The sequence below is a fragment of the Lacihabitans sp. LS3-19 genome (assembly GCF_024343575.1).
Classification (GTDB): domain Bacteria; phylum Bacteroidota; class Bacteroidia; order Cytophagales; family Spirosomataceae; genus Leadbetterella.
In genome coordinates this window covers 250-26,498 of sequence record NZ_RJUA01000007.1, presented here as the reverse complement: position 1 = coordinate 26,498, position 26,249 = coordinate 250, and the positions used below count along the sequence as shown (strand labels likewise).

Annotated in this window: 18 protein-coding genes; 11 read left to right on the top strand and 7 right to left on the bottom strand. The window is 34.8% G+C overall.

The window, feature by feature from the left end; all coding sequences use genetic code 11:
* Window positions 1-147 precede the first annotated feature (147 nt).
* The 3 genes from EGI22_RS08185 to EGI22_RS08175 all read right to left on the bottom strand — a co-directional run bounded on the left by EGI22_RS08185 (window position 148) and on the right by EGI22_RS08175 (window position 4,548).
* Complete coding sequence (locus tag EGI22_RS08185) at window positions 148-663, bottom strand: hypothetical protein (RefSeq protein WP_255067674.1); 516 nt, start codon at window positions 661-663, stop codon at window positions 148-150.
* Window positions 664-946: 283 nt separating this feature from the next.
* The gene (locus EGI22_RS08180; protein ID WP_255067673.1) at window positions 947-3,814 is read right to left on the bottom strand and encodes a PVC-type heme-binding CxxCH protein; all 2,868 of its coding nucleotides are present in this window, start codon (window positions 3,812-3,814) and stop codon (window positions 947-949) included.
* Window positions 3,815-3,918: 104 nt separating this feature from the next.
* Entirely contained in the window at window positions 3,919-4,548 is a 630-nt protein-coding gene (locus EGI22_RS08175) for a DUF1080 domain-containing protein (protein WP_255067672.1), read from the bottom strand.
* A 303-nt stretch (window positions 4,549-4,851) separates the two neighbouring features.
* On the opposite strand from EGI22_RS08175, the gene EGI22_RS08170 reads away from it, so the two are divergent.
* Window positions 4,852-6,132 (top strand): Hsp70 family protein, encoded by a 1,281-nt coding sequence (locus EGI22_RS08170; RefSeq protein ID WP_255067670.1) that lies wholly within the window; start codon window positions 4,852-4,854, stop codon window positions 6,130-6,132.
* A gap of 40 nt (window positions 6,133-6,172) precedes the next feature.
* Here EGI22_RS08170 and can read toward each other — a convergent pair whose 3' ends face one another.
* The 4 genes from can to EGI22_RS08150 form a co-directional block, all read right to left on the bottom strand.
* Window positions 6,173-6,820 (bottom strand): carbonate dehydratase, encoded by a 648-nt coding sequence (gene can, locus EGI22_RS08165; RefSeq protein ID WP_255067669.1) that lies wholly within the window; start codon window positions 6,818-6,820, stop codon window positions 6,173-6,175.
* Window positions 6,786-8,351 carry a SulP family inorganic anion transporter gene (locus EGI22_RS08160; RefSeq protein WP_255067668.1) on the bottom strand — a complete coding sequence of 522 codons (1,566 nt, stop codon included), beginning with the start codon at window positions 8,349-8,351 and terminating at the stop codon, window positions 6,786-6,788. Before EGI22_RS08160 ends, can begins: the two co-directional genes overlap by 35 nt.
* 97 nt (window positions 8,352-8,448) lie before the next feature.
* Window positions 8,449-8,748, bottom strand: coding sequence for a hypothetical protein (locus tag EGI22_RS08155; protein WP_255067666.1), 300 nt, complete (start codon window positions 8,746-8,748; stop codon window positions 8,449-8,451).
* 103 nt (window positions 8,749-8,851) lie between these two features.
* Complete coding sequence (locus tag EGI22_RS08150) at window positions 8,852-10,384, bottom strand: peptidase (protein WP_255067665.1); 1,533 nt, start codon at window positions 10,382-10,384, stop codon at window positions 8,852-8,854.
* Window positions 10,385-10,773: 389 nt separating this feature from the next.
* Between EGI22_RS08150 and EGI22_RS08145 the strand changes: the two genes are divergently transcribed.
* The 10 genes from EGI22_RS08145 to EGI22_RS08100 form a co-directional block, all read left to right on the top strand.
* Window positions 10,774-11,352: a hypothetical protein gene (locus tag EGI22_RS08145; RefSeq protein ID WP_255067664.1), complete on the top strand. Its 579-nt coding sequence runs from the start codon at window positions 10,774-10,776 to the stop codon at window positions 11,350-11,352.
* Window positions 11,353-11,414: 62 nt separating this feature from the next.
* Window positions 11,415-12,200, top strand: a complete 786-nt coding sequence (locus tag EGI22_RS08140) for a hypothetical protein (protein ID WP_255067663.1) — start codon at window positions 11,415-11,417, stop codon at window positions 12,198-12,200.
* 3 nt (window positions 12,201-12,203) lie between these two features.
* Window positions 12,204-14,888, top strand: a complete 2,685-nt coding sequence (locus tag EGI22_RS08135) for a collagen binding domain-containing protein (protein ID WP_255067662.1) — start codon at window positions 12,204-12,206, stop codon at window positions 14,886-14,888.
* Window positions 14,885-15,427, top strand: coding sequence for a hypothetical protein (locus EGI22_RS08130; RefSeq protein WP_255067661.1), 543 nt, complete (start codon window positions 14,885-14,887; stop codon window positions 15,425-15,427). The genes EGI22_RS08135 and EGI22_RS08130 overlap by 4 nt, the downstream gene beginning before the upstream one ends.
* A gap of 2 nt (window positions 15,428-15,429) precedes the next feature.
* On the top strand, window positions 15,430-15,918 hold the full coding sequence (locus EGI22_RS08125) for a hypothetical protein (protein WP_255067660.1): 489 nt from the start codon (window positions 15,430-15,432) through the stop codon (window positions 15,916-15,918).
* A gap of 370 nt (window positions 15,919-16,288) precedes the next feature.
* The gene (ccsA, locus tag EGI22_RS08120) at window positions 16,289-19,372 is read left to right on the top strand and encodes a cytochrome c biogenesis protein (RefSeq protein ID WP_255067656.1); all 3,084 of its coding nucleotides are present in this window, start codon (window positions 16,289-16,291) and stop codon (window positions 19,370-19,372) included.
* A 105-nt stretch (window positions 19,373-19,477) separates the two neighbouring features.
* Window positions 19,478-20,323: a hypothetical protein gene (locus EGI22_RS08115; RefSeq protein WP_255067654.1), complete on the top strand. Its 846-nt coding sequence runs from the start codon at window positions 19,478-19,480 to the stop codon at window positions 20,321-20,323.
* A 7-nt stretch (window positions 20,324-20,330) separates the two neighbouring features.
* Entirely contained in the window at window positions 20,331-21,656 is a 1,326-nt protein-coding gene (locus EGI22_RS08110) for an NAD(P)-binding domain-containing protein (RefSeq protein WP_255067652.1), read from the top strand.
* Window positions 21,653-23,572 (top strand): cytochrome c family protein, encoded by a 1,920-nt coding sequence (locus EGI22_RS08105; RefSeq protein WP_255067651.1) that lies wholly within the window; start codon window positions 21,653-21,655, stop codon window positions 23,570-23,572. The genes EGI22_RS08110 and EGI22_RS08105 overlap by 4 nt, the downstream gene beginning before the upstream one ends.
* A partial coding sequence (locus EGI22_RS08100; RefSeq protein ID WP_255067650.1) for a hypothetical protein occupies window positions 23,548-26,249 on the top strand: 2,702 nt, incomplete at its 3' end. The genes EGI22_RS08105 and EGI22_RS08100, both read left to right, overlap by 25 nt.

Below are 26,249 nucleotides of genomic sequence, written 5' to 3'. Positions count from 1 at the left end.
CTTTAAATATTAATTTAAGTCTTTTTAGTTCATTTACAATAAGATTGAGTTTCTTTTAATATTATAGCTTAATCTTGTCAGCTTAAATTGGAAAACGCTTCTAAAATGCAGTAAAAGCCAAAAAAACAAACCAAATGAAGGGTTAATTTACTCCACAATTCCCCCTTCTATCCAGTAATTTCTAGATAGTGGCAACGGAACATCTTTTATAGTGTATTTAAATAAATTTCTGTCTAAGGCATCGAAAAAGATTGAACCATATTTATATTTTTCAGTACATTGGGCACATTCTACACCCAAATACTTGATCTTATCGCCATTCCGCTTAGCCAAAGAAAAAAATATTACAAATCCTGTCAGAAAAAAAACAGCAATAAAAATTGTTAAAATCTGAAATTCAATTCCATTAGACATTAAGTAATAGAGTAATGCCCATATCACAGTGATCGCGATAAAAAAAACAAAAGCCCAAAAACAAAAACCGGCTATTCTGTCAAATTTTTCTCTTCTTTTCGCTAAAGTTTCGTGATTTTCAGGTTCTACCCAAAGCTTTAAATCAAAAGATCCGCACCTGTCACAATACATATAATGTCGAAAATACTTTCTAGGGTATATATCGGCATCATTATCCCCAGTGGCAGTTAAATGTTTTACATTTCCCATGGCTTAAAATTAATTTTACTAATATAAGTTACTAGGTTAATATAATTGTAAAAACAGCTTTTAAAATATTACTAAGTATCTTTAGTTTACATGAGCTTTAATAATTGTTCATGGACAAATTCGGTAACATAGACGATTGCAAAAAGTGAAGCAAAAGAATAATCATATCCCTTTGTGTTTAACAAAATAGGTTAAATACTTTACTACATTTGAAATATTCAAATTGTTATATTTTGGTTTCAATCTCAAAAACAACACAATTTAAATCTTATTATGTTTTTATTTAATGTTTCATTTCTAACAATTTCTCAATCAACATCTTATTTTCATGATTTTGATGGTCGTGTCCTAGTCGCATTCCAAGGGCTTTTAAGGCTCTTTTTGAATCTTCGGTATTTATGGCTCCAACTTTTTGAATCATATAATTCAGCATTTTGGGCATTTTAGATTTTTCAGCTAAAATTATTGCTCTATTTACATCAATATCCACTAAAGGTTCTGTGGCATACCAAAGCATTAAAGGCATATTATGGTCTGTAGCGTCATCTTCATTTTGGATTAAGGTTTCCAAAACGTTCCATCGCTTAGACGGATCTAAACGTAACATTCCTGATGTCAAATATAATCTTACCAAAGGTGATTTCTCGGTTTTGGCTATTGTTTCAAAACTTACCATTGTTTCGTCAGAAACTGTTTTTTTCTCTGTTAAAAATTGAATGGCCCAACTTCTAATATTTTCGTCAGGATGACTTAGCAAATCTCTCAATTCTTTCTCCGATATGCCTTTCATAACTTGTAAAGTCCATAAAGCACGTAGTTTTCTGGTAACGTCAGGGTTTTTATTTAAAATATCCTTCAAAGCCGCATTTACTGCAGGACTTCCGCCTCTTTCTTGCAAGATAGTTCTGGCCTGACGCACGTAAAATTCGTTTCTGTTTAAGTGATAATTCACCAATTCCAAATCTGTGGCTTTCCACAAATCTACTTTTACAAACTTGTCGTTTTCGTTTGTGATTTTAAAAATCCTGCCCATAGTTTTGTCGTGCACATCTGGATTTGGGCTATGGCATTGGTTTTTATCGTACCAGTCTATTGCGAAAACAGAGCCATTTTGGTCGTACTTCATATTGAGCCATTGGCTCCAAGAGTCGTTCATAGCCAAGAAATCTTTATCGTGCGAGGCCACATAACCAGAGCCTTCTCTCGTCAAAAGGTCATTGTTGAGTTTCGCACCATTTATGTTGTTCATAAATATAGTGTTGCGATATTCTTTTGGCCAATTATCTCCGCCCAAATATATCATTGCTCCTGCATGTGCATGACCGCCACCTGCAGAGGCAGAACGGAAGTTCCCGGCATGAGGTCCTCTTTCGCCCACATAATGTTTATGATCTGCAATGGTCTTAATTTCATCATAAGTGTAAGGGTTAAAGCTTTTGCCCGCCTGACGCTGATAGCGAGCACCTTGAATGACATGGTACATGTGTGGAATAACGCAAACGGTGATGAACGGATGCCCCCAATCGTTGAAATCTATACCCCATGGATTACTTGTGCCTTCTGCAAAGACCTCAAACTTGTGTTCGGTAGGGTGGTAACGCCACACGCCAGCGTTGAATTTGATTCTTTCATTTTCAGGGGTTCCTGGTTTGCCTACTAGTGAGTGTGTAAAAACGCCATGCACACCATAAAGCCAACCGTCTGGCCCCCAGCGGAGGTTGTTTAGCACTTCGTGGGTATCTTCTAATCCCCATCCGTCAAGAAGTTTCTGTGGTGGACCGAGTGGTTTATCATTTTGGAGGTCTGCGGGTATGAACAATAGATAAGGTGCTGCACCTAACCAAACCCCACCCATGCCTACCTCGATTCCACTTACCAAGTTTAGGTTTTCCATAAAGATCTTTCTGGAATCTAAAGTGCCATCGCCGTCTGTATCTTCAAATATCAAGATGCGGTCCTTGCCTTCTCCTTCAGCGGCAGGAATTGGATAAGTGCGGCCTTCGACTACCCAAAGTCTGCCTCGGGCATCGATGGTGAAACTAATCGGCCTGACAATATCTGGTTCGGAAGCGGCAAGAGTTATTTTAAAACCTTTTGGCAAAGACATGGCTTTAGCAGCTTCAATGCCAGAAAGGCCAGCGTTAAGCACTGGGTCTAATGGTGGCAAAATGATCACGTCTTTTTGGAACAATTCATTTTCAAAATGAGGTCGCTCTGGGTAAAAAAGGAAATTATCAAAATTGATATGTGCCCATTTATCGTTTTGAATGTACGGAATCTGCGAAATGCCTGTTTCATTATCGATAATTCTGATGAAAATATATTTTCCTAAGTATTTTTTCAAATTGGCAACTACAGGTTGCATAGTAGCCCTACCTTGGCCAGTGGATTGGAAAACAACTTTATTGTTTTCGGCTAAAACAAGTTCAACTCGTGTATCAACCAATGCTCCGCCAGACACTAAAAAGCTAGCAAACGGTTGGGCGACTTTGAATGTTGTGGATTTTAATGTTCCCGTAAGCTTATAATTTACTGTTCCGCCACTGCTTAAAAAATTCTTACCTTCGAAACCGATTTTCATTTCTTTTTCATGAAGGGGAGAAGGGTCTTCGCTTATTATTGGGGTTTTGAATGCATCGCCCGTTGCGGTCCAGTCTTGTAAGTTTCCTGTTTCAAAGTTCAAATTGAGTGGTTTTCCGTTTTTCATTGGCACTTTTCCTATAACAATCTTGGGAGCGAGCGATCCTTCTACTATTTCGAATTTCCCGACCATACCTGCTGCTCTATGCCCAGGTATCGAACAAAAATAGGTATCGTTGTTTTGAGCAACAAAAGTGATACTTGTGCTTGAGCCTTTTTCAAGAATTGTTTTACTTTTTAAACCCAATTTTTCCATCGAAATGTCATGGGTCATCACTTCACCATTGGTAATTGTAATTCGTATTCTCATGCCTTTGTTGGCTTTTAAAACAGGATTTCTTGTACCGTCTTTGGCAAAATATCCCAACATTGTAGCTTCTAGATAATACTCTTTATCGATTTTGGTAGTGTCTTCTGTAGTATATCTTTTTGGTAAAGAAGTTTCTGGTTTTCCTGAAAACCAAAAGCCTAAAAAAGCAAATAAAGCTACTGAAATACGAATTAAAGTCATTTTTTATATTTTGGTTGAATATTGTTTTCGGTTAAAATGAATAACAATTAGAACATATAAATTCAATAAAAACCTGTTCAATCATTTTCATCAGCGTTCAAAAATCATGGCAATTCAGTAATGTAAATGTCTTTAAAAGCTACTTGTGCTTTCCCACCTCCGTGGATTTGGACTCCTATCAGCCCTGATTGGGGGATATTTGCATTAGGTTCAGTATAGTCAACCGTTTGGTGGCCGTTGATGTACAATCTAATTCTTCGGTTTTCGGCAATTATTTGGTAATCGTTCCAATCGTTTATTTTTACCCATTTCAGGACTTCGGAAGAGTCAGGCTTGGCTATGGTTTTGTTTCTTCTTGACTCGTCGTAAAGGCTGGCCCAATACCCTTCACCCCAATCTGCCTGATATCCAGTCATTTCGTGGGCTGGTTCGGTTAATCTTTTACTTCGAAATTGAATTCCTGAGTTTATAAATCCCTCAGAGCCAGTGAGTTTTATTTTAAGTTTAAGGTCAAAATTGACGTAAGTTTGGGCGGTACACAGAAAATCATTTTTGGGTACGGTCTCGTTTAAAGAACCTCCAATTATACATCCATCTTCAATTCTCCAAGTGTTTTTGGTATCTCCTTCCCAGCCATTAAAGGTTTTACCATCAAATAGCGGTATTTCTTTTTGAAAATTTATAGCAATAATACTATTAAAAACAATCCATAGACTGAGCAGCGTTATATTCATTTTTATTTAAGGTTTTTGAGGCTAACAAATTTCGAAATTCAAGTTAAAGAAAATTTTATTTTTTCAAGAAGCATCTCTGTTTTATTTTGGTTTTCAGAGTATTACGAAGAACATTTAGATACTTCCAGAGAAAGAATTATTTTTTTATGAAAAGTAATTCCTACTTAAACCTTAATACTTCAGATTAAACTTGTTTAAAAGTCTAATAAACCTAACCGACCCCTGTCATTTTCTCCCTATCTTTACACCCCTTTTGGTGAATTTCCTGCGGGGAGTTCTGGCTTAAAATATCATTATTTTTACATGCAAAAATACATTTACGGCATAGATTTCGGTACTTCTAATTCGGCTTTGGCTATTTTGGATTTAGAAACCCGAGAATGCATCAAACTTTTTACCATTCCATCGCTTTTGTTTTTTCAAGAACCCAAAGTCAAGGGCGAGTTTACACAAGTATCTGTAGGTCAAGAGGCTATAGATAAATATGTAGAAAATAGAATGAATGGCCGTTTTATGAAATCGATAAAGAAAGTATTGCCTAATAAAAGTTTCATCGATACGCGTATTGGCAATAAAATGTACAAAGCCGAAGATCTGGTTTCTTTTATTTTGATTTATTTGAAGAAATCTGCGGATGAGTTTTTGGGTGAAAATATAAAAACAGCAGTAATAGGCAGACCGGTTGTATTTGATGAAAACCCTGAAAAAGATACTTTAGCCCAGACTCGACTCGATAAAGCGGCAAAGATTGCAGGTTTCGAGAATATTCATTTTCAGTTAGAACCTATGGGTGCTGCCCATACTTATGAGCGGGAAATAGCGAACAGTGAGCTTGTGCTTGTGGCTGACTTTGGAGGTGGTACTTCTGACTTTTCTTTGATAAAACTCAAATCTGATGGACTGGGTTTGTCAAATGAAAACCAAGAGATTATTGGTCAAGGGGGTATTTACATAGGTGGCGACAATTTTGATTCGGATATCATGTGGTCCAAGGGAACGCCGCATTTTGGAAGAGGTGTAAAAGAGGAATTTACACCTGGTAAGCCATTAGATTTGCCATTATCGTATTTTCAGAATATCTGTTCATGGGATAAAATGAACTTCTTGGATACCCTCCGAATGAAGCTCAGCATTGAGAAATCTTATCAGTTTTCTGGTAAAAATCAGCGGGTTAAAAATCTTCAAATTTTGATTTCTGAGAATCTTGGATATTCGTTTTTTAAAGAAATAGAGAAAGCCAAAATTGGGCTAACCAAAGAAGAAGAAGTTAATCTAAAGTTTCAAAGCAATGGGATAAATATAGAAGAAAATATAAGTTTGGAGATTTTTGAAAATGAAATAATAAAAGAAAACCTTTCAAAAATCGAAGGTTATTTAGAACAGTTTTTAAAGGATAAAAAAGTTGATTTTAAGGATATTGATGTTGTGTTTATGACGGGTGGCACATCCATGGTAAAACCTTTGAAAGCTATCTTTGAGAAAAATTTCGGAATAGAAAAGCTAAAGTCTGGAGATAATTTTAATAGTGTGGCCATTGGCCTTGCGTATAGTTATTTGTCCCTTTCGACAGTTGAAATAGCTTAAAAAAGTACCCTTTTCCTTAAAAAAAAGGCACTTTTCTTTATCAGTGATCTTTGGTAAAATCAAATCTATAAATAGGATTTATAAAAGAAGAATCATTATGCGTAACATCAGAGACGGAATTGATAAGGCCGGTGTTTAGGTTGAGGACCCATCCGTGTAGATATGGGTGTTCACCATTCTGCCAGGCTTTCTGAATAATGGTAGTTTTAGCAAGGTTTTTTACTTGCTCCATTACGTTTAGCTCTACCATTCGGTCGAACCTCTCCTCAAAGTTATTTATTGCCAAAAGTTCATTTTCATGTTTTTCATGTACGTCTTTGATATTTCTTAACCATTTGTTTATCAAGCCAAGATCCAAGTTTGACATGGCGGCTTTCACTCCGCCACATTGGTAGTGCCCTACCACCATTATATGCTTCACTTTTAAAACTTCCACTGCATATTGTAATACACTCAACATGTTGAGGTCAGTATGTACTACCATATTGGCAACATTTCTGTGTACAAACATTTCACCAGGATCAGTTCCAGTTATTTCATTTGCGGGGACTCTGCTATCGGCACAACCAATCCAAAGGAATTCAGGCGTTTGTGTTTTAGCTAAATTTACAAAATATGATGGATCTTCCTCTTTTTTGTCTTCTGCCCAAATCTTATTGGCCAGTAAGAGTTTCTGATACGATTGCATTGCTTTTTCTATAGTTTAATTTTTTTCTAGTAATTGATTTGTATTCTGTAGTAATGTTTCTTTTTTGAGCTGAATCTTTGAAATCTTTCAAAGTTAAATAAATATCATGGTCAATAAAGCTGGCTTTGCTTGCATCAATAAAAACGGTTTCTCCATCTTTTATTTCTGCTAAAATCTCGACCAATTTTGCTTTGTTATAAAAAAACACATCTTTGTTGAATTTAATCATTCGGTGGTCGCCATTATGAGCTGTCGAAATAGAACTGCGGAAGTTCGTATATAAAACATACATTAAGCCTACTGCTAAGCCAATTCCGATTCCCATCAGAAGGTCAGTAAGAACAATACCAATAACGGTTACAACAAACGGAACAAATTGGTCTTGGCCTTCTTTGTACATTTGTTTAAACAAGGCTGGTTTGGCCAATTTATATCCTACCATTATTAATATAACAGCCAAAGCCGAAAGTGGAATCATATTAAGATATTTGGCAATGGTTAGTACACTTAACAATAATATCACACCATGCAAAATGGCAGAAATTTTAGTTTTTCCTCCTGAAAATACATTTGCAGTACTTCTAACTATTACTTGAGTTATTGGTATTCCGCCGATTAATCCCGAAGTCATGTTGCCTATTCCTTGGGCTAAAAGTTCCCTATTGGTAGGTGTGAAGTTTTTCTCTGGATCTATTTTGTCAGTTGCTTCAACAGATAGCAGTGTTTCTATACTTCCTATTATTGCTATAATTAAACCGATTTTCCAAACATTTGGATTTGTTATGGCCTCCCATTTTGGAAAACTTAAAAGACTTCCTATTGATGAAATATTATCTAAAATAGGTAAAGATACAAGGTGTTCTTGGGCAATCTCTAAGTTGGTGTTTTTAAATAAAAAATTGCAAAAGATGGAGACAATAACCGCTATCAAGGCACCTGGAATTTTAGACAAGAAAGTCTTTTTTAAGAAATTGCTTTCCCAAGCCAAAAGTATAATTAAAGAAATGATACCAATAAGTAATGGACCTGTCGTGAAATTTAAGTAAGCATTTATAAGCTCTGAAAAAGTATTCTGTCCGTCGTTTTGAAAAAACGACTCATCTCCTTCAAAGTCTTTGTCAAAGCCTATAGCATGTGGAATTTGTTTTAAAATTATGAGTATTCCAATGGCCGTTAGCATTCCTTTAATTACGGAAGTAGGTAAAAAATAGGCTAGCTTTCCAGCTCCAATAATACTGAACAAAATCTGAAAGATGCCAGAGATTACTACTGCTAAAAGGAAGATTTCATAAACCTGTAGTTCTGTGATTGCGTTTAATACTACCACCGCTAAACCTGCAGCAGGACCCGAAACACCAAGATTAGACTTACTCACAAAACCTACTACTATTCCTCCCACTATTCCGGCAATAATTCCCGCAAAAAGCGGTGCACCTGAAGCAAGGGCAATTCCTAAACAGAGAGGAAGTGCTACTAAAAACACAACGACGCTCGCATTGACGTCATTTTTTAAATATTTTGTATTTAACATATACTGAATTTTAAGATGTATAGTGCAAAAACGAAAATTTTTTGTTTTTGACAAAAAGAATTCCGAGAAACGTTTTTCTACGTTTCAGAAAGAAGAATTAAACTTCGGGAGGAATAAATGCAGTGTCGAGCATGGTGATAATATGCTCCTTGTCTTTTATAGAAAGATTTTTTTTGAATATTTGATAAAAACCTAAATGGAAATTAGAAATGTTGAAAATTTCAGTATCTTCCATGTCAAAACTGTCGAATTCTTCTAAATCATCAGAATCTTCTACAGCAACATCTGATGCCTCAGAATCTTCCAAAACAAAGCCAGCTCTGTCTATTTGTAATGTTGAAGCCAACAAAAATAGAATCAGTAGTTTACTTAATATGTTTTGAAGACTTTTTCTCATTCGGTTAACAACGAATATAGTATAAGAAAGGTTTAGCAATGTTAAATTAGTAGAATTTTGGAAGAAATCAAAATTCTATTTCTTCCAAAACTATTGTATTTTTTTACTTAACCTCCATATTTTTACTCCAAGCCTCAAACAACATTTTCTGCGAATTGCTAGGGTTTTCTATTGGAGTTATTTCAACTTTGTTTTTAGCAACTCGGTTATATTTCAATCCTATTTTTGCCAAATATTCCTCATGAGGTAGGTCTTCACTTTTCAATATATATTTATTAGCAAAGTCTTTAATTTCAGGAAAAGTCATTTTGGCTAAATCATCAAAAAAAGTTTCTTCTGAGAACGGATTTCCTTTTCCATATTTTTTAATCAAATCTAGTAAAACCTCTCTAAGACCAAACGTTCCACCCGAAAGCTCAAGTAATCTAATGTCAAGGTAAGAAGCGGTTAAAGAACCTTTGTAATATATGTTGCCATATTGTTTTGCTCCTTCGCCTCCATTAAACGACTCGTCTGCTATTTTCTTTAAACTCCATTCTGGTTTAAAATAGAGTTCGCTTACGATTATCTTTTGTTTTAATCCATTGGCGATATATTGGTCTAAATTGGTCACCCCACCTCTAAAAAGTTGTATGTGCGATGCCCACTCTGTTACGCCTTCATAAAGCCACAAATGCTGTGAAGCGGTTGGTTTTTCGAAGTTAAAGCTCTCGATTATTTCTGAATGAATGTTTAAAGGCGTTATCACATGGAAAAATTCATGCGAAGCTATGTCAATAACTTGTTTTAAGAATGCTGGAGTAGGTTCGCCTTCTTCTATAACATACTCAGAGCTGTAAGAATGTTCCCACGCACCTGTAACTCCACTTGGGTTTTCAACGAAATAAAACAAAAACGTATAATGATCTACGGGTAATTTCACAAGAAACTTCTCGGCAGAGTTCAGCATTTGTGTCATTTCTTTTAAAAGCATCTCAGAATTTACTTTACCGTTTTCCGAAAAAGTATAAATTTGAATTGGTGCACCTGCCAAGGTTGTCTCAGCAAAACTTAGCTTGCCAGACATTATGGGAGAATCCACCAATTCATCAAAATTTTCTGCAATAAAATAGCCATCTTTTACTTTAAGTGCTGAGCCTGTCTTCCAATCAGACTTTCCGTTTACTCTTATGCCCACTGGTGTTTTTTGCATACCACTAAAATACCCACTTAAGGTATGTGCATTTACCAAAACATTTTCTCGTTCAATAGAGCTTCCCGCCATCATATAAATAGGCAAGTCCTTTAGTTGCGTGTCAAAAGTCTCCGCTACTTTATAATGTAGGCTTTTGAGTTTTTTAGGTTTGGCTATTATATATTGGTTTGGAGCACTAAAAGTCGTTTTTAATCTTTTCCCTTTTTTATCATAAGCTTGAAAATCACTTACCAATCGGCCGATGTTCATGGTTTGATAGGTACCGGGGGCAGTGGCTGGAAATTGGAATACGTTATTTTTTTTAGAAAGTTTTTGAGGTACTTCTAATTTTACAAAAAACGTATCGGGATTTGAAAGTGGATCTACATTGATTAAAATAGGCTGTTGAGCCATAGAACTAAAACAAACCAAAAGGAGGATAAGGATATTTATGCTTTTCATTAAGATTTTTAAAATTGTTAACAAAGGTAGTTTAAATAGTTTTTAGTTCGAATTGTCATTTTACCATTTTTTATTTTATAAATAACTACGGATTTGCTTAAAATTAAAAATTTTTCCAAAAAATGGAATTTTGACGTACCAAAAAAAAGATAATAATATAGGTTTCTAAAAATTTTAAAAAAAGAGGTTCAAAACCTATTAAATATCTAACAGGAGTTGCTTTTTTGGCCAAAAAAATCAAAAAAGGTTAATAGAAACTTTGAATATTCATATCCATTTAATAAGAGTTTTAATGATTTAACGGCTACATTTTCAATGCATTGGCACAAATTTTGCTGATTGTTAACCGTACTACTTAACAATTTAACAATCAAATTTTTTTTAAGAAAATGAAACAATTTAATTATTTTAAATTTTCAGTATTCGCATTAGCAATGAATGGTTTTGCAGCAATGGCTCAAGATACAAATGTTGACAAACACACTATTGACATCAAAATTCCAGAAGTAGCAATTCTTGACTTAGAAACTACCGGAAAATCGAGTGCTATTTCACTCGCTGCTGAAGCACCAAAAGAAGCCGGTAATGCTTTAGATTTTACAAACGCAGTTAACACAGAAATTTGGATTAACTACTCTTCAATTATCGGGAGTAAGACCGAGCCTTCGAGAGAAGTAACTGTTCAAATAACAAGTGGGGATGTGCCATCAGGAATGGAAATTTCTGTTGAAGCTGCCAAGGATGCAGGTCTTGGCGAAGGTACAGTTGGTTCACCTGCTGGAGTATTATCCCTTTCTACTTCGGCTCAAAAGATCATTACTGGAGTTGGAAGTGCCTACACTGGAGACGGTGCTAAAAGTGGTCATAATCTTACTTACAAGTTAAAAGCCGCTTCAGGAGCTTATGGTGATATTGATTTTGACCAAAGTGGTAGCATTACTGTTACGTATACTTTAAGTGACAATTAATTTTTTAAAATTAAACTGAATTTCCTCTCTAAATGGGAGGAAATTCCTTTTTTATGTGCACTATGAAAAACCTAATAATAGCTATCTTTTTTTTGACTTTTTTAAGTTTTAAAACTTTTGCTTCTGTGATTGTAAAAAATGGCTTAACCCAGATTCACGAACTTTCTACGCATAGTCAAAAAGAGGGGAAGGTAGTTTTGCAAAATATTGGTACAAAACCAGAAAATATCAAGGTATATTTCAATGACCTTACATCAAATTGTGCGGGAACAGTAAACTATGCTTCACCAGGGCAAAACATTCGCTCGCTTTATCCCTTTATGGATGTAGCTACTACAGATTATACACTACAACCAGGTGAGGAGTATGAACTTACCTATCAAATAGATTTAAATAGAAATCAATTTGAAAGCGGTTCATTGTGGGTATTGATGATGATTGAGATAGTTGATCCTATTTCAAAAAATACTTCAAGCTCGGGTTTAGAAATTGGATCCAAAATTAGGTATGCTGTTCAGATTATTGCCAATATAGGCCAAAAAAATGCCGAATTAATAAATTTTTCAAATGTAAAATTAGGTAAAGATATCAATGAAAATAGAGTGTTGGAAGCATCGCTAGAAAACGGCGGGAAGTATTTAGTGATTCCAAACGTAAACATTCAAATTTTTGATGCTCAGGGTATTAAAGTCAAAGATGTTGCTGTCCCTGCCAAAAAGATTTATCCATTAAACTGTCAAAATTTCTCACTTCCCATAGCCGATTTACCAAAAGGTAAATATCAGGCCGTGCTTTTAGCTGATTATCTTGAGGAAAGCATAGGAGTAAACTTAGATTTGGAATTATAAGAATTGAAGTTATTAATTAAAATATCGTTTTTCCTATTTCTATTTAGCAAATTAAATCCATTGTTTGCTCAAGAATTCTTTACCCAAAATTATGAAAACAATAATATAGACATCAAAGTCGGAGAGAAAAAAGTTGTTTTTTATAATATAATTGGCTCAGATAGAGATTTATACAAATCCAATATAAATGTTAAATTACCTGAAGGATTTAAACTCTTAACCAATACCTCATTTTTAGATTCACTAAAAATAGGTGAACTAAAAAAGTTATTCTTCACGCTTTCAGTTGATCCTTCTACTCCCTTTGGAAAATATTCTATTGATATTCAACTTCTAGAAAAAGGAGAAATTCTTGCAGATTATACTTTGTTTTTAAACCTAACGAAAAACCGTAAAATTGATATTTTACCTTTAGAAAAACCAGATAAGCTAAGCCAAAAAGCACAAGAAGAAATAAAATATTTAGTAAAAAACGCAGGAAATGCTCCTGAATTGATAAAGCTTTCTTCGAGAAGCGGTAGGATAATTGGGGATCAGAAAATCAATCTTCAAGCTGGTGAAAGTCAGACTATTAGAACGATAAATGATTTGCCAGTTTCTAATCAATCCATAAGGCTCATTTCATTTGATTTAGTCTGTCATTTAGACGAAGAAGAAAAGCCATTTGTAGCACTTTTTACTGTTCCTATTATGTCTTTTGCTACTTCAAAAAGCGACCCTTATCAAAGATTCCCGATTCAAGCAAGTTTGGTTTATAATAGATTTAGTTCAGGAAGTGAAAATATAGGAGCTATGTTTTTTGATATTACTGGGAAGGGTTTTGTAGACAACAAAAACAAACATTTAGTTGAGTTTATAGCTCGTGGCCCTAATAGGTTCAGTATGCCAAGATTTGGAAGTATCGATCAATATTTTTTAGGATACCAAAATGATAAATGGAAAGTTGAGCTAGGAGACAAAATGTTTGTGGTTTCAAATCTTGTTGAGAATTCTCGTTTTGCCAAAGGGCTGAACTTAAAAAGGACATTTGGAAAAAACGAAGCATCAATTTTCTATATTAAACCTAGATTCATAAAGACCATTTATAACGAATTTGGGTCGATATATACACATCATTTTTCAGATAATTTCAAAACTTCGGCTATTTATATGCATAAATATCATGAAGAAAATAAACAAAATATAGGAAGTGATTTTTTGAGTATTTACGGCGAATTTGCGAAGTCAAGATATCAAGCCAAAAGTGAAATAAGTCTTTCTAAAACAGCAAATTTGGTCTCTTCTGGCGTGTTTTATAATTCTAGCCTTGATTTGCAAAAGTTCAAGATGTATTCAAATTTTATTTTTACAGGCAAAAATTACTTTGGATTTTATAACAATAGCCTTCAATTAAATAATTCGGCTCTTTATTATTTCAATAAAAAAACGTCTGTAGGCTATTCCAAAAATATTAGCCAAATAAATCCAAGTTTAGATTTGTTCTATTATACAGTTTCTCCCTATATGGATAATAATAGTTTCAATTTCAACTTCGATGTTAACAAAAAAAACAGATTTAAATTTTATCTAATTTCGGGTAAGAGAGAAGATAAAATGGAAATTAAAACATACCATTATAAGGAGCAATTGTTTAGATATTTATATGAAAAGACATCTGGAAAGTTGAATTTTAAAATGGACGGGGATTTTGGAAAATCTCTAAACTTGCTAGAAGAAAAAGACCAGCAAAAATATAATGATGTACGTAGAATTAGAGGGTATGTTGGATTAAATACTTATAAAAACTTTAGCGTATCGGTTTTTTTAGAGAATCTTAAAACCACCAAATACTCGGCGATAATCAATAGTGGTAATTTTTGGTTTTATGGAGTTAATACCCAAATTGTATTAAAAAATAGTTTGTATTTTAATTTAAACTATAGAAACAATTATGCTCCTGATGAGCTATATCAAAGTCAGAGCTATTTGGATGCATCCATAAATTTACGTCTAAAAAATCAAGAATTTAGCATGTCAGGAAGTTATGGTTACATTCCTCCCCCTATTAACGACAAAAACATGTTTTTTACTGTAAAATACACTATCAATATTAATACTCCAATTAGGAAAAAGAAAGGGTTGGGGGCGGTTTCGGGAAAACTATCTGGGATGAAATCGGCAGGTGTGGTGTTAAACCTAAACGGTAAAAATGTAATGACTGATATGAATGGTAACTTTGCATTTAATGATTTGGTACCTGGTAAATACTATTTAGGGGCGAACAAATCAACTTTGGGTTTTGGAAATATTCTTGATGCAGAAATGCCATATTTGGTTGAAATTTTGCCAAACGAAAAGAAAAATGTTGAACTTGAAGTAATAAACACAGGAAAAATAGTTGGAGATATAAGCTTAAAAAATTCGGAAGAGAAAGATCTTGAAAATATTGTAGTTGAGGTTTATAGTGATGGTTTTTCAAAAGTTACTACTACTAATAAACTAGGTAATTTTCAGTTTTCGGAGTTAAGAGAAGGTGAATATAGGGTTCGAATAATTTCTGAAAACATTAAAAAGCAATACTTTATAAAAGATGCTGAGATAGATGTGAAAGTGAAGAAAGGAACTGAGACGCTTTATACTTTTGAAATGGAGCAGAAAAAGAAAAAAATAAATTTTCAGAAAGAACACATTATATTATCAGATATATGAGAATACTTGGAGTTTTACTTTTTTTGGTATTATTAAGTAAATTTACTCTTGCTCAAACAGTAGCAAGCGGAAGCGTTGGAGTTAATTTAACCCTGCCAGAAATTGCCCTTTTAGACATAGAGCCTAATAATTCTGCTGTTAGTCTTGCTTTAAAAGCTCCAAATGAAGCTGGTAGTTTTGTAAAAACGGCTTCAAATACCAATGCCAAATGGTTAAATTATACTTCTGCAGTCAGACAAGGCCAATTTAGAAATGTAACCGTGCAGATAGAATATGGAAGTGTTCCACCAGGGACAAAAATTTCTCTTTCGGCTAATTCGCCTTCTGGAGGAGGAGGTACTTTAGGAACCTCAAACGGTACAATAGCTTTGTCTTATACCCCTCAAAAAATAATTAATCTTATAGGTGGAGCATATACTGGTAATGGTGCAAATTCCGGTCATGCATTAAGTTACACTTTGGAAGTTACCCAAGTGGCAGATTTGGACTTTAATTCATCGGGTACCTTAGGTTTAATTTACACACTTATTGACAATTGAGTATGAAAAAATACATCTTTATATTTTTATTATTTATGAGCAAAAAAGGTGTTTCTCAATATCTCAATACTTCAGGTTCATGGTATCCAAATGTAGCATCAAACGTTATAGCGGAGGCAGGTTTAAACTACAATACTACTTACAAAATCCAAAGCCAAACCAATCAAACGATGTTAAATTTATCTCTTGGAGGTGGTATTTTTAATACGCTATTTAATGGTTGGCAAGTAGATGTAAGCAGATCAGATATTCATTGGAATTCTAATTTAAAACTAGAGGTAAAAAGAACCTCAAATGGGACTGGTTCTATCTTTAGTTCCATTTCAGGCGGAACTATCGACCAACAAGTTTTAACATCAAATTCTTCTTTTTTTAACGGTGTTGGAAATTTTTCAAATATTAGTGTTCAGTACCAAATATCTGGATTTAGTGTACTTATTCCTGTAGATACTTATTCTACCACGGTCATTTTTACATTAATAGATAATTGAAATCGGTTTTGTCTCAGTTTGTTTTTTTAATCTCCTTTTAAGGTCGCATTAATTCCTTTTTAATATTTTTTATTAACCTTTGGAAGCAATTTATAAAAAGCCACGTAGCTTATAATATAGTGATAGAACTATGTCTCCTATAGACACCTTATAAAATTATTTTATTGCTCTTTTTTGTGGTTTTTACAGCTTTAAAATTGAGTATTTTGACAATCAGAAATGAAAGTCAAGACTAAACCGAAATACATCATATTGACAAAAAAATGAATTTCTCAAAGATGAGCTATGAATAGTCTTTTCTTGCAAGAAAAGGTGATTCATCAAACTTGTTTTGAAATTTGTAATTTTGGTCAATAATTAGAAATAAAACATGATACCCCAGAAAATCTTAAAAATTATTAATCAAGTTACATCTACTCGCTCAGCGGGAATGTATATGCTCTTGTTTGCTATTGCAATTGGAGGTGCTACATTCGTTGAAAACGATTTTGGAACGAGTTCTGCTCAAGATGTCATCTTCAAAAGTTGGTGGTTTGAGCTCCTTTTGGTTTTGTTCAGCATTACCATTTTGATGAACATTTGGCGTTTTAAACTCATCAAACAAAAAAAATGGGCTTCGGTAAGTTTTCACTTAGCGATAGTTATTATAGTAATAGGAGCGGGTATTACGAGATACATAGGTACCGAGGGTATGATGCACATACGTGAAGGGGAAACTACCAACAAATATCTTTCTTCTGAGAACTTCTTAAAATTTCAGGTTTTAAAAGGTGGTAAAACTTACTCGTTCGACGAGTCTGTTTATTTTTCAAGTTTAGGTAGCAATAAGTTCAGCAATTCTTACCAAATCGGCAATAGCTTAATCGATGTTAACCTTGATAATTTTATTCCCAATCCAACTGAGCTAGCTACTTCAGACCCGAACGGTTTGCCTATGATGAAAGTGGTAATAGGTGGTGCTGGTGGTAGAGAGGAATATTATGTAAAGCAGGGTGATAAAGTTAGTATCAATGGTGTGAATTTCAATTTCACCAATGAGCAAGTTCCTAATGCTTTCAACGTAATGGTTGACGGAGATTCTTTGCTTTTTATTACGCAACAAACAGTCAACCAAAGAGTAATGGCTACGCAAAAAAGCGATAGCCTTTTAGGTGGTTTACCACATAGGTTGATGTTGAGATCATTGTATACTTTGGGTAGCTCTAATTTTGTGATAGGTGATTATATTCAAAAAGGAATTGTTACCTCAGCTTCAGGAGATCCAAAAATCAAAAATGAAAGTTTGGTTGGTTTGAATCTTTCTGTTAGCGTAAATGGTAAAACTCAAAAAACCATGGTTACTGGAAGAAAAAGTGACGAAGGACAAGCCAAAGTCTTGGTTTTTGATGATACTCAAGTTGCTATAAGTTATGGTTCTAGAGTCGAGAGTCTACCTTTTTCATTGACTTGCCGTGATTTTATTTTAGAAAAATACCCGGGAACAGAGAATCCTTCTTCTTATGCAAGTGAAGTTACACTTATAGACCCACTGAATGCGGTAAACAGAGAACAAAGAATATTTATGAACAATATACTTGAATACCAAGGATATAGATTTTTCCAATCTTCTTTTGATCAAGATGAGCTAGGGACATATTTGAGTGTTAACCACGATTATTGGGGTTCATTGATTTCATATATTGGATATGCGATTTTAACCATTGGATTGATCCTAACGTTTATTGATAAGAAAAGTAGATTTTCTTTTTTAATGAAAAGGTTACAGACTTTTCAAACCCAATCGGCCATTTTGATTTTCACACTGGGTTTTTCTTTTAGTGCATTCGCAATTGAAACTTCACCTATCACAAAAGAACACGCTAAAGCTTTCGGAAAACTTGTTGTACAGGATCACAATGGACGAGTAAAGCCTGTAAATACTTTCACTAGTGAGCTTTTAAGAAAAATAGCTAGAAATGAAACTTTGTTTGATTTAAATTCAGATCAATTGGTATTGGCTATGATGCTAAACCCAGAACAATGGAGTAAGGCCAGTTTAATTCAGATTCCTAATCAGCCTGATATAAAACGCAAACTAAACACGCAGGAAAGCATGGTTAGCTATGCCTCATTTTTTGGTCCAGACGGGAGTTACATTTTGCAAGAAGATGTAAGAGCAGCTCAAGCTATGATGCCCAAAGACCAAGGGACTTATGAAAAAGCCATTATTAAGTTAGACGAAAAAGTAAATATTGTAAACATGATATTTTCTGGAAGTCTTCTTAGAATATTTCCTCAAAAAAATGATCCATCTAACACCTGGGTTTCTCCAGCTGAAGTTATGCATGGACATGATCCAATGATTGATAATTCAGATGCAAAAAATCTGTTTTTGCAATATCTTCAATCATTAAGTGATGGTGCAAATACAAAAAACTTCCAGAATGCGGATGTGGCTTTATCTCAAATAGCCATGTTTCAAAACATCAATGGAAGTGCTATTATGCCATCAGGTACCAAAATAGGAGCAGAGTTAATGATGAATAAGCTAGATGTTTTTAATAGGTTAAAAAACTATTATGGCATTTTAACTTTATTGCTTACTGGCTTATTCCTATATATAACTATCAAGAAAAAAGTGAGTATTGAAAAATGGACAAAATATGCATTCTATGCTATGGCCGCTGGTTTTGTTTTTCATACCATAGGTTTAGGTCTTAGGTGGTATATATCAGGAAGAGCACCTTGGAGTAATGGCTACGAATCAATGATATACATAGGTTGGACAACAATGTTGGCAGGTACTCTCATATCTCGGAAGTCTTTAGGTGGCTTAGCTGCTACAGCTACTTTGGCTGCCACTATTCTTTTAGTAGCTAGTATGAGCTGGTTAGATCCAGAAATTACACCTTTGGTGCCGGTTTTAAAATCTTATTGGTTGACTATCCACGTTTCATTAGAAGCAGGTAGTTATGGGTTTTTGATGTTAGGGGCAGTAATCGGAATGCTAAATTTGGTCCTAATGATTTTGATAAATGAAAAGAATAAAGAGAACGTAATCAGAGCAATCAAAGAACTAACAATCATAAGTGAAATCACGCTATTGGCGGGTTTAACAATGATAAGTATTGGTACTTATTTAGGTGGTGTTTGGGCCAACGAATCATGGGGTAGATATTGGGGTTGGGATGCTAAAGAGACCTGGGCTTTGGTGACTATTCTGGTTTATGCTTTTATTTTACACATGAGGTTTATTCCAAAGTTGCAAAGTATTTATGCATTCAATTTTGCGTCTTTATTTGGTTTTGCCACAGTTATCATGACCTATTTTGGTGTAAATTATTACTTATCTGGTTTACACTCATATGCCGCTGGAGACCCTGTGCCAATTCCTTCGGGAGTATATTATACTGCCACTATTTTGGCTCTATTAAGTACGGGGGCATATTTGAAATACAAAAAGAACATGGCATAAAAATTGCAAAAAGTTGTGATTAAAAGGTGACAATTGGTACCTATAAAAACAAAATGAATTTTGAATAAATGGCGAAAGCATTTATTCCACGGTTAAAAAGGAAATATGAGTAAAACAGCACACAGGATTTATATTGGTACGATGGTTTTGATTGTGATTTTGGTAACTATCTATTTGTTCTACATTGGCTTGCCGTATTATAGAACGTCTATCGAAGAGAGATTTTATCATGCAGATCATAAAAGCTTAAAACCCAGTGGAGCTCTTGGGCATGGATTAGGAATATTTGGTACTTTATTAATACTTATTGGGGTGTTCGGTTATCAAGCCCGAAAGTATATAAAGGCCTTGTCAAAAATATGGTTGTTGAAGCATTGGCTCGAGTTTCATATTTTTTTATGTACAATCGGCCCGATAATGGTGCTTTTTCATACATCTTTTAAGTTTGGTGGATTGGTGTCTATTAGTTTTTGGAGTATGGTGGCGGTGGTTGCCAGCGGAGTAGTTGGAAGATTCATTTATCTTCAGATTCCGCGAACAATCCAAGGCCGAGAGTTGAGTTTGAATGAAATACGAGACATGAAGTCTGAAATCTCTGAAAAGATTGAAGATGAAGTTGGCCAAGAAAGTATTGATGAAATACTGGCCTTGACAAAAAGGACTGAAAGTAAACATAGTATGCTAAAGCAGTATATGTTAGATTGGAAACTAAAAGGTCAAATCAGAAAACAATTGATAAACTCACATGTGAAAGGCAAAAAACTGAAAGGTATAATGAGCATGGTTGGAGAGGAATTAAACATGAACAGAAAAATCGAAAGATTGGTATTGATGCAGCGATTGTTTCATTACTGGCATGTTATCCACCTTCCATTTGCCATTATTATGTTAGTGATAATGATTATACACGTAGGTGTTACTTTGGCTTTTGGATATAAATGGATTTTCTAATAAAAATATGACTGCAGAAGAAATTTTGATTTATGGAATAGGACTGTTGCTTTGTGCAATGGTCATGTTTTTGTATTTATTTATCAAGAACAAAAAGTCTAAAAAAGTCCAGAAAAAAATTGAGAAGGCTAAAGAGGAGGGGATATATGAGCCCGTTTCTCTTTATCCGTTTATTGATCCTAATATTTGTATTGGTGGTGCTGCGTGCGTACATGCATGTCCTGAAAAAGACATAATTGGTATTGTAGACGGAAGAGGCGAGCTTATTAATGCCTCAAATTGTGTTGGTCACGGAGCCTGTTTTCATGCTTGTCCAATCGAGGCAATTTCTTTGAAAATAGGAACTGAAAAAAGAGGGGTGGATTTGCCCCATGTAAACCAAAATTTCGAAACCAATATTAAAGGAATATTTATTGCTGGTGAGTTAGGTGGTATGGGTTTGATTAAAAACAGTGTTGAACAAGGTCGCCAAGCCTTAGATAATATTAATTCTTCGATTGATAAAAACCATAAGGGTGAATTTGATATTGTAATAATTGGTGCTGGTCCGGCGGGGATTTCGGCTTCTTTAAGGGCAAAAGAGTTAGGTCTTAGAGCTGTGGTATTAGAGCAAGACTCATTAGGAGGTACCGTATATAATTTTCCAAGAAAGAAAATTGTGATGACATCACCAATGAACTTACCCCTTTATGGCAAAGTCAAGCTTTTTGAAACTAGTAAAACTGAACTATTGACACTCTGGAAAAAAGTGATAGGGGAAAATAATATTGACGTTAGAGAAAACATAAAAGTAGGCGAAATCAAAAAAGACGGTGATTCTTTTGTGGTCGTTTCTGATATGGGAAATAGTTATAGTACCAATAAAGTGCTTCTTGCTATCGGTAGAAGGGGAAGTCCAAGAAAATTAAATGCCAAAGGTGAAGAGACTGAAAAAGTTGCCTATAGATTGCTAGAGCCGGAACTGATTGAAGAGAAAGAAGTCTTGGTAGTTGGCGGTGGAGATTCGGCAATAGAAAACGCACTTCTTTTGGCTCCACAAAATCGAGTAACACTTTCATATAGAAGTGAGAATTTTAACAGATTAAAGCCCAAAAATCTAACAAAAATAAAAGAAGCAATTGACACAAAACTTATCCGAATGGAGTTTAGCACGACAGTGGATAGGATAGAAGAAGAAGAGGTGATTTTAGAAAGAAACAATGAGCAAATTAGGATAAAGAATGACTTGGTATACATTTTTGCAGGGGGAGAATTACCTACGCAATTTTTGCAAAAATCAGGAATAGAAATTACAAAAAGGTTTGGTTACACCATAAAATCTCATAATAATTGACATGGAATAATTTACATATTACTTCCTTTAATATTTTTAGAGAAAAGGTTTCAAATTGTAAAATATACAATGTGGCTGGAAATACTATGACTGTGTTTTCGGCCTTTTTGTTTTTATTATTATTAACTTTAAACAGTTACGCTCAATTATCTCCAGGTAAACTTGCAAAGTCGCATTCTAATCTTGAAGGATTATCAAATTGTACAAAATGCCATACGATTGGCAGCAAAGTTGACAATCAAAAATGCTTGACTTGTCATAAGGATTTAAATGCTAGAGTATCGGCAAACAAAGGATTCCATGTTTCTTCAGCTGTAAAAAATAAACAATGTATCACATGCCATAGTGAGCATAACGGACTTAACTTCGATATGGTGAGGTTTGATAAAAAGACTTTTAATCATAATCTAACCGGATATGAGTTGAAAGGTGCTCACAAAACCAAAGTCAAAAGCTGCGATGAATGCCATAAAGCGAGTAACATTGCAAGCCCGACTTTAAGAAAAAACCCTAAGACATTTTTAGGGTTAGACACGAAATGCCTTTCATGTCATGAGGATTATCATCAAAAAACTTTGTCAAACGATTGTGCCTCATGTCACGATTTCAACGATTTCAAACCAGCCAGTTTATTTAATCATGCAAAGGCGGATTTTCCATTGCTTGGTGCTCACAAAAAAGTAGATTGTAAAGAATGTCACAAGTCGGAGGTAAGAAGTGGAAAAGAATTTGTAAAATATACAGATATAAGTTTTAACAATTGCAATAGCTGTCATAAAGACCCTCATAAGGGAGATTATGGTACAAATTGTAAGTCTTGTCATAATGAGGAATCATTTAGCAAAGTGAGTCCATCGAGCAATTTCAATCATAGCGTTACTGGTTTTGATTTAGAAGGAAAACATAAGCAATTGAATTGTAAAAAATGCCACGATAAAACGGTTGGTAATTCTGGTTCTTTTAAAGAGTTTGATAAAGTTAAGGACATCAATTGTTTGACATGTCATGAAGATATTCACAAAGGTAGACTGGGTACTGATTGTAAATCTTGCCATAACCAAAACTCATTTTTGGTAAAAAACACCAACACTTTAGATAAGTTTGATCATGCTAAAACATTATATCCATTAGAAGGTAAACATGAAGTAGTTGATTGTAGGAAATGTCATACAAAAGATTTGACAGATCCGCTTCCGCACAATACGTGTATGAGTTGTCATAAAGACGAACACAATAAAGACTTTGATACCAAAAAAGATAAATATCCAGACTGTGCAACTTGTCATGTAGTGGATGGTTTTTCACCTTCATTGTTTACTATCGATCAACATAATAAAAGTAAATTTAAACTTAAAGGAGCACATATAGCTCAACCTTGTTTTTCTTGCCATTTAACTGATAAAAAATGGAAGTTTAATAATTTAGGAATGGAGTGTATTAGCTGTCATAAAGATATCCATGAGGGCAAAATAGACAAGAAATATTATGGTACTAAATCTTGTAGTACCTGTCATAATGTTGATTCTTGGCAAGAAGTTGACTTTGACCATAAAAATACAAAATTCGAGTTAACGGGCGGACACTTAGAAGTGAGTTGTGGAGAGTGCCACATGGATTATAAAACCAAACCTATTACCCAAAAATTCAAAGATATTTCGACAGAATGTTATAGCTGTCATAAAGATGTACATGGTAAACAATTTGAAAAAAATGGAATAACAAACTGTAAAGAATGTCATACTACTAAAATATGGGATTCTGCTAGTTTTAACCATGACAACACAAAATTTAAATTAGACGGAGAGCATAAAGAAGTGGCTTGTAATGAATGCCATAAGGCAACGTTGAGTGGCGATAATAAGATTAAATTATTTAAGATTGAAAAATACAAATGTGTAGATTGTCACTTAAAATAATAATATTGGTCTTTGTTGCATTCGGCCTGAATGCACAATCACCCCATGGCAAAGGCTTTGTCATGGATTGTGCGAATTGTCATAATTCGGGCAGTTGGGATTTTAATGCCGTAAACCCTAAATTCAAACATGAAAGTACTGGTTTTGAGTTAACTGGCCAACACAAAACCATAGATTGTAAGTCTTGCCATACATCTTTGGAATTTAAAACTACAAGCTCTTCATGTGTTTCATGTCACACTGATATGCACAATCAAACAGTCGGAACTGATTGTGCTAGATGCCATACCACACAATCTTGGATAGTTGAAAACATTACGGCTTTACATGAGCAAACATCATTTCCTTTGATAGGAGTACATGCCAGTGTTGATTGTAACCAATGCCATTTGACAGAAACCAATATAAGATTCAAACCCATTGGACTTACATGTACCGATTGCCATACCAAAGATTTTCAAGCTACAAAAAATCCTAATCACGTTGCTTTAAATTTGTCAACTGATTGTGCAACATGTCATACTGCAACACCAAATTGGACCACAACTAGGTTCCCTAATCATAATGAATTTTATCCTTTAACTGGTGCTCATGCTTCAATTGCCAATGATTGTGAAAAATGCCATATTGGTGGGAATTATGCTAATACATCAACCGAGTGTTCAGGATGTCACAACTTGGATTTTAATAAGACTGTAAATCCGAATCACATTGCATTGGGAATGTCTAAAGATTGTGCTACTTGTCATACTACTGCTCCAGGTTGGTCTCCTGCATCATTTCCAATACATGATAATTTTTATCCTTTGACTGGAGCCCATTCGGCAATTGTAAATAATTGTGCTGAATGTCACGTTAGTGGGAATTTTAATAATACGCCAAACGATTGTAACTCTTGCCATAATAAAAACTTTAATGCAACCATTGATCCTAATCACAAAACCCTAGGTTTTTCAACTGATTGCGTTTCTTGTCATACAACAGCACCAGGTTGGTCGCCAGCAAAATTTGCCGATCACGACGCCTATTTTCCATTAAGAGATGCTCATACAACAGTAAATTGTCAAGAGTGTCACAAAGGAGGAACTTATACAAATACCCCTTCTGATTGTTTTTCATGCCATAGTGCAAATTATAACTCGGCAGTTAATCCAAATCATAAGGTTCTTGATTTTCCTACTGATTGTGCTACCTGCCATACGGCTGCACCTGGTTGGAGTCCTGCAAAATTCGTATTGCACGATAATTTTTATCCATTGACAGGAGCACATACAACGGTAAGTTGTACTGAGTGCCACAAAGGTGGAGATTATAATAATACGCCAACGGATTGTAACTCTTGCCATAATAGCAATTACCAATCAAGCAAAAGTCCTAATCACGCTGAAATAGGAATGTCTACTGATTGTGCGACTTGTCATACCACAGCTCCAGGTTGGAGGCCAACTAGTTTCGACCACAGCACATTTTATCCACTTACGGGTGCTCATGCGGACATTCAGAATAATTGTGCTAAATGTCATACTAGTGGAAACACTAGTAATACGCCCACAGATTGTAATGCTTGTCACAATAAAGATTATCAATCGAGTAAAAGTCCAAACCATGCTGCTATAGGTATGTCAACAGATTGTGCTACATGTCATACTACTACACCAGGATGGAGACCTACTAGTTTTGACCATAATGTGTTTTATCCTTTAACTGGCGGACATGCAAATATTGCAATGGATTGTGCAAAATGCCACTCAAATGGAAGTACAAAAAACACCCCAACAGATTGTAATTCTTGTCATAATGTAAATTATAAAAATAGTGTAAATCCCAATCATGCCAAGGTAGGGTTGTCAACTGATTGTGCCACTTGCCATACCACAACACCAGGTTGGAGGCCTACAAGTTTTGATCATAATGCATTTTATCCTTTAACTGGAGCTCATGCTGAAATAGCATCAAATTGCGTAAAATGTCACAATAATGGCTTGGCAAGTAATACTCCTACAGATTGTAATGCATGTCATAATGGGGATTATAAATCTAGTGTAAATCCAAATCACGCTGCTATAGGACTTTCAACTGATTGTGCTACTTGCCATACCACGACGCGTGGCTGGAGGCCAACTTCATTTGATCATAATACTTTTTATCCTTTAACTGGAGGACATGCTGTTATTTCGTCGAATTGTACGGCTTGTCATACCACAGGGAATATTAGTAATACACCGACAGATTGTAATTCATGTCACAATTCTAATTATAAAGGCACTACAAATCCAAACCATGAGAAATTAGGATTTGCTACTGATTGTGGGACATGCCATACAACGGCACCAGGTTGGTCACCAGCTACATTTACTATTCACGATAATTTTTATCCTTTAACTGGAGCACATGCCGCTGTTGGATGTGCAGAGTGCCATAGTGGAGGACGATATACAAATACTCCAACTGATTGTAACAGTTGCCATAATGCAAACTACAAAGCAGCGAAGAATCCTGATCATGCTGTCATTGGAATATCAACCGATTGTGCAACATGCCATACTACGAATCCTGGATGGAAACCAACATCGTTTAACCATAATAGTTTCTATGAACTAACAGGAGCTCATGCCAATGTAAGCAACTGTATGGCTTGCCATAAAGGACCAGCCAATCAAACGCCAACTGATTGTAA

What these genes read in the sequence shown, in the direction of transcription:
- EGI22_RS08185 (WP_255067674.1), bottom strand. Translation starts at nt 663, where the DNA reads ATGGGAAATGTAAAACATTTAACTGCCACTGGGGATAATGATGCCGAT.
- EGI22_RS08180 (WP_255067673.1), bottom strand. Translation starts at nt 3,814, where the DNA reads ATGACTTTAATTCGTATTTCAGTAGCTTTATTTGCTTTTTTAGGCTTT.
- EGI22_RS08175 (WP_255067672.1), bottom strand. Translation starts at nt 4,548, where the DNA reads ATGAATATAACGCTGCTCAGTCTATGGATTGTTTTTAATAGTATTATT.
- EGI22_RS08170 (WP_255067670.1), top strand. Translation starts at nt 4,852, where the DNA reads ATGCAAAAATACATTTACGGCATAGATTTCGGTACTTCTAATTCGGCT.
- can (WP_255067669.1), bottom strand. Translation starts at nt 6,820, where the DNA reads ATGCAATCGTATCAGAAACTCTTACTGGCCAATAAGATTTGGGCAGAA.
- EGI22_RS08160 (WP_255067668.1), bottom strand. Translation starts at nt 8,351, where the DNA reads ATGTTAAATACAAAATATTTAAAAAATGACGTCAATGCGAGCGTCGTT.
- EGI22_RS08155 (WP_255067666.1), bottom strand. Translation starts at nt 8,748, where the DNA reads ATGAGAAAAAGTCTTCAAAACATATTAAGTAAACTACTGATTCTATTT.
- EGI22_RS08150 (WP_255067665.1), bottom strand. Translation starts at nt 10,384, where the DNA reads ATGAAAAGCATAAATATCCTTATCCTCCTTTTGGTTTGTTTTAGTTCT.
- EGI22_RS08145 (WP_255067664.1), top strand. Translation starts at nt 10,774, where the DNA reads ATGAAACAATTTAATTATTTTAAATTTTCAGTATTCGCATTAGCAATG.
- EGI22_RS08140 (WP_255067663.1), top strand. Translation starts at nt 11,415, where the DNA reads ATGAAAAACCTAATAATAGCTATCTTTTTTTTGACTTTTTTAAGTTTT.
- EGI22_RS08130 (WP_255067661.1), top strand. Translation starts at nt 14,885, where the DNA reads ATGAGAATACTTGGAGTTTTACTTTTTTTGGTATTATTAAGTAAATTT.
- EGI22_RS08125 (WP_255067660.1), top strand. Translation starts at nt 15,430, where the DNA reads ATGAAAAAATACATCTTTATATTTTTATTATTTATGAGCAAAAAAGGT.
- ccsA (WP_255067656.1), top strand. Translation starts at nt 16,289, where the DNA reads ATGATACCCCAGAAAATCTTAAAAATTATTAATCAAGTTACATCTACT.
- EGI22_RS08115 (WP_255067654.1), top strand. Translation starts at nt 19,478, where the DNA reads ATGAGTAAAACAGCACACAGGATTTATATTGGTACGATGGTTTTGATT.
- EGI22_RS08110 (WP_255067652.1), top strand. Translation starts at nt 20,331, where the DNA reads ATGACTGCAGAAGAAATTTTGATTTATGGAATAGGACTGTTGCTTTGT.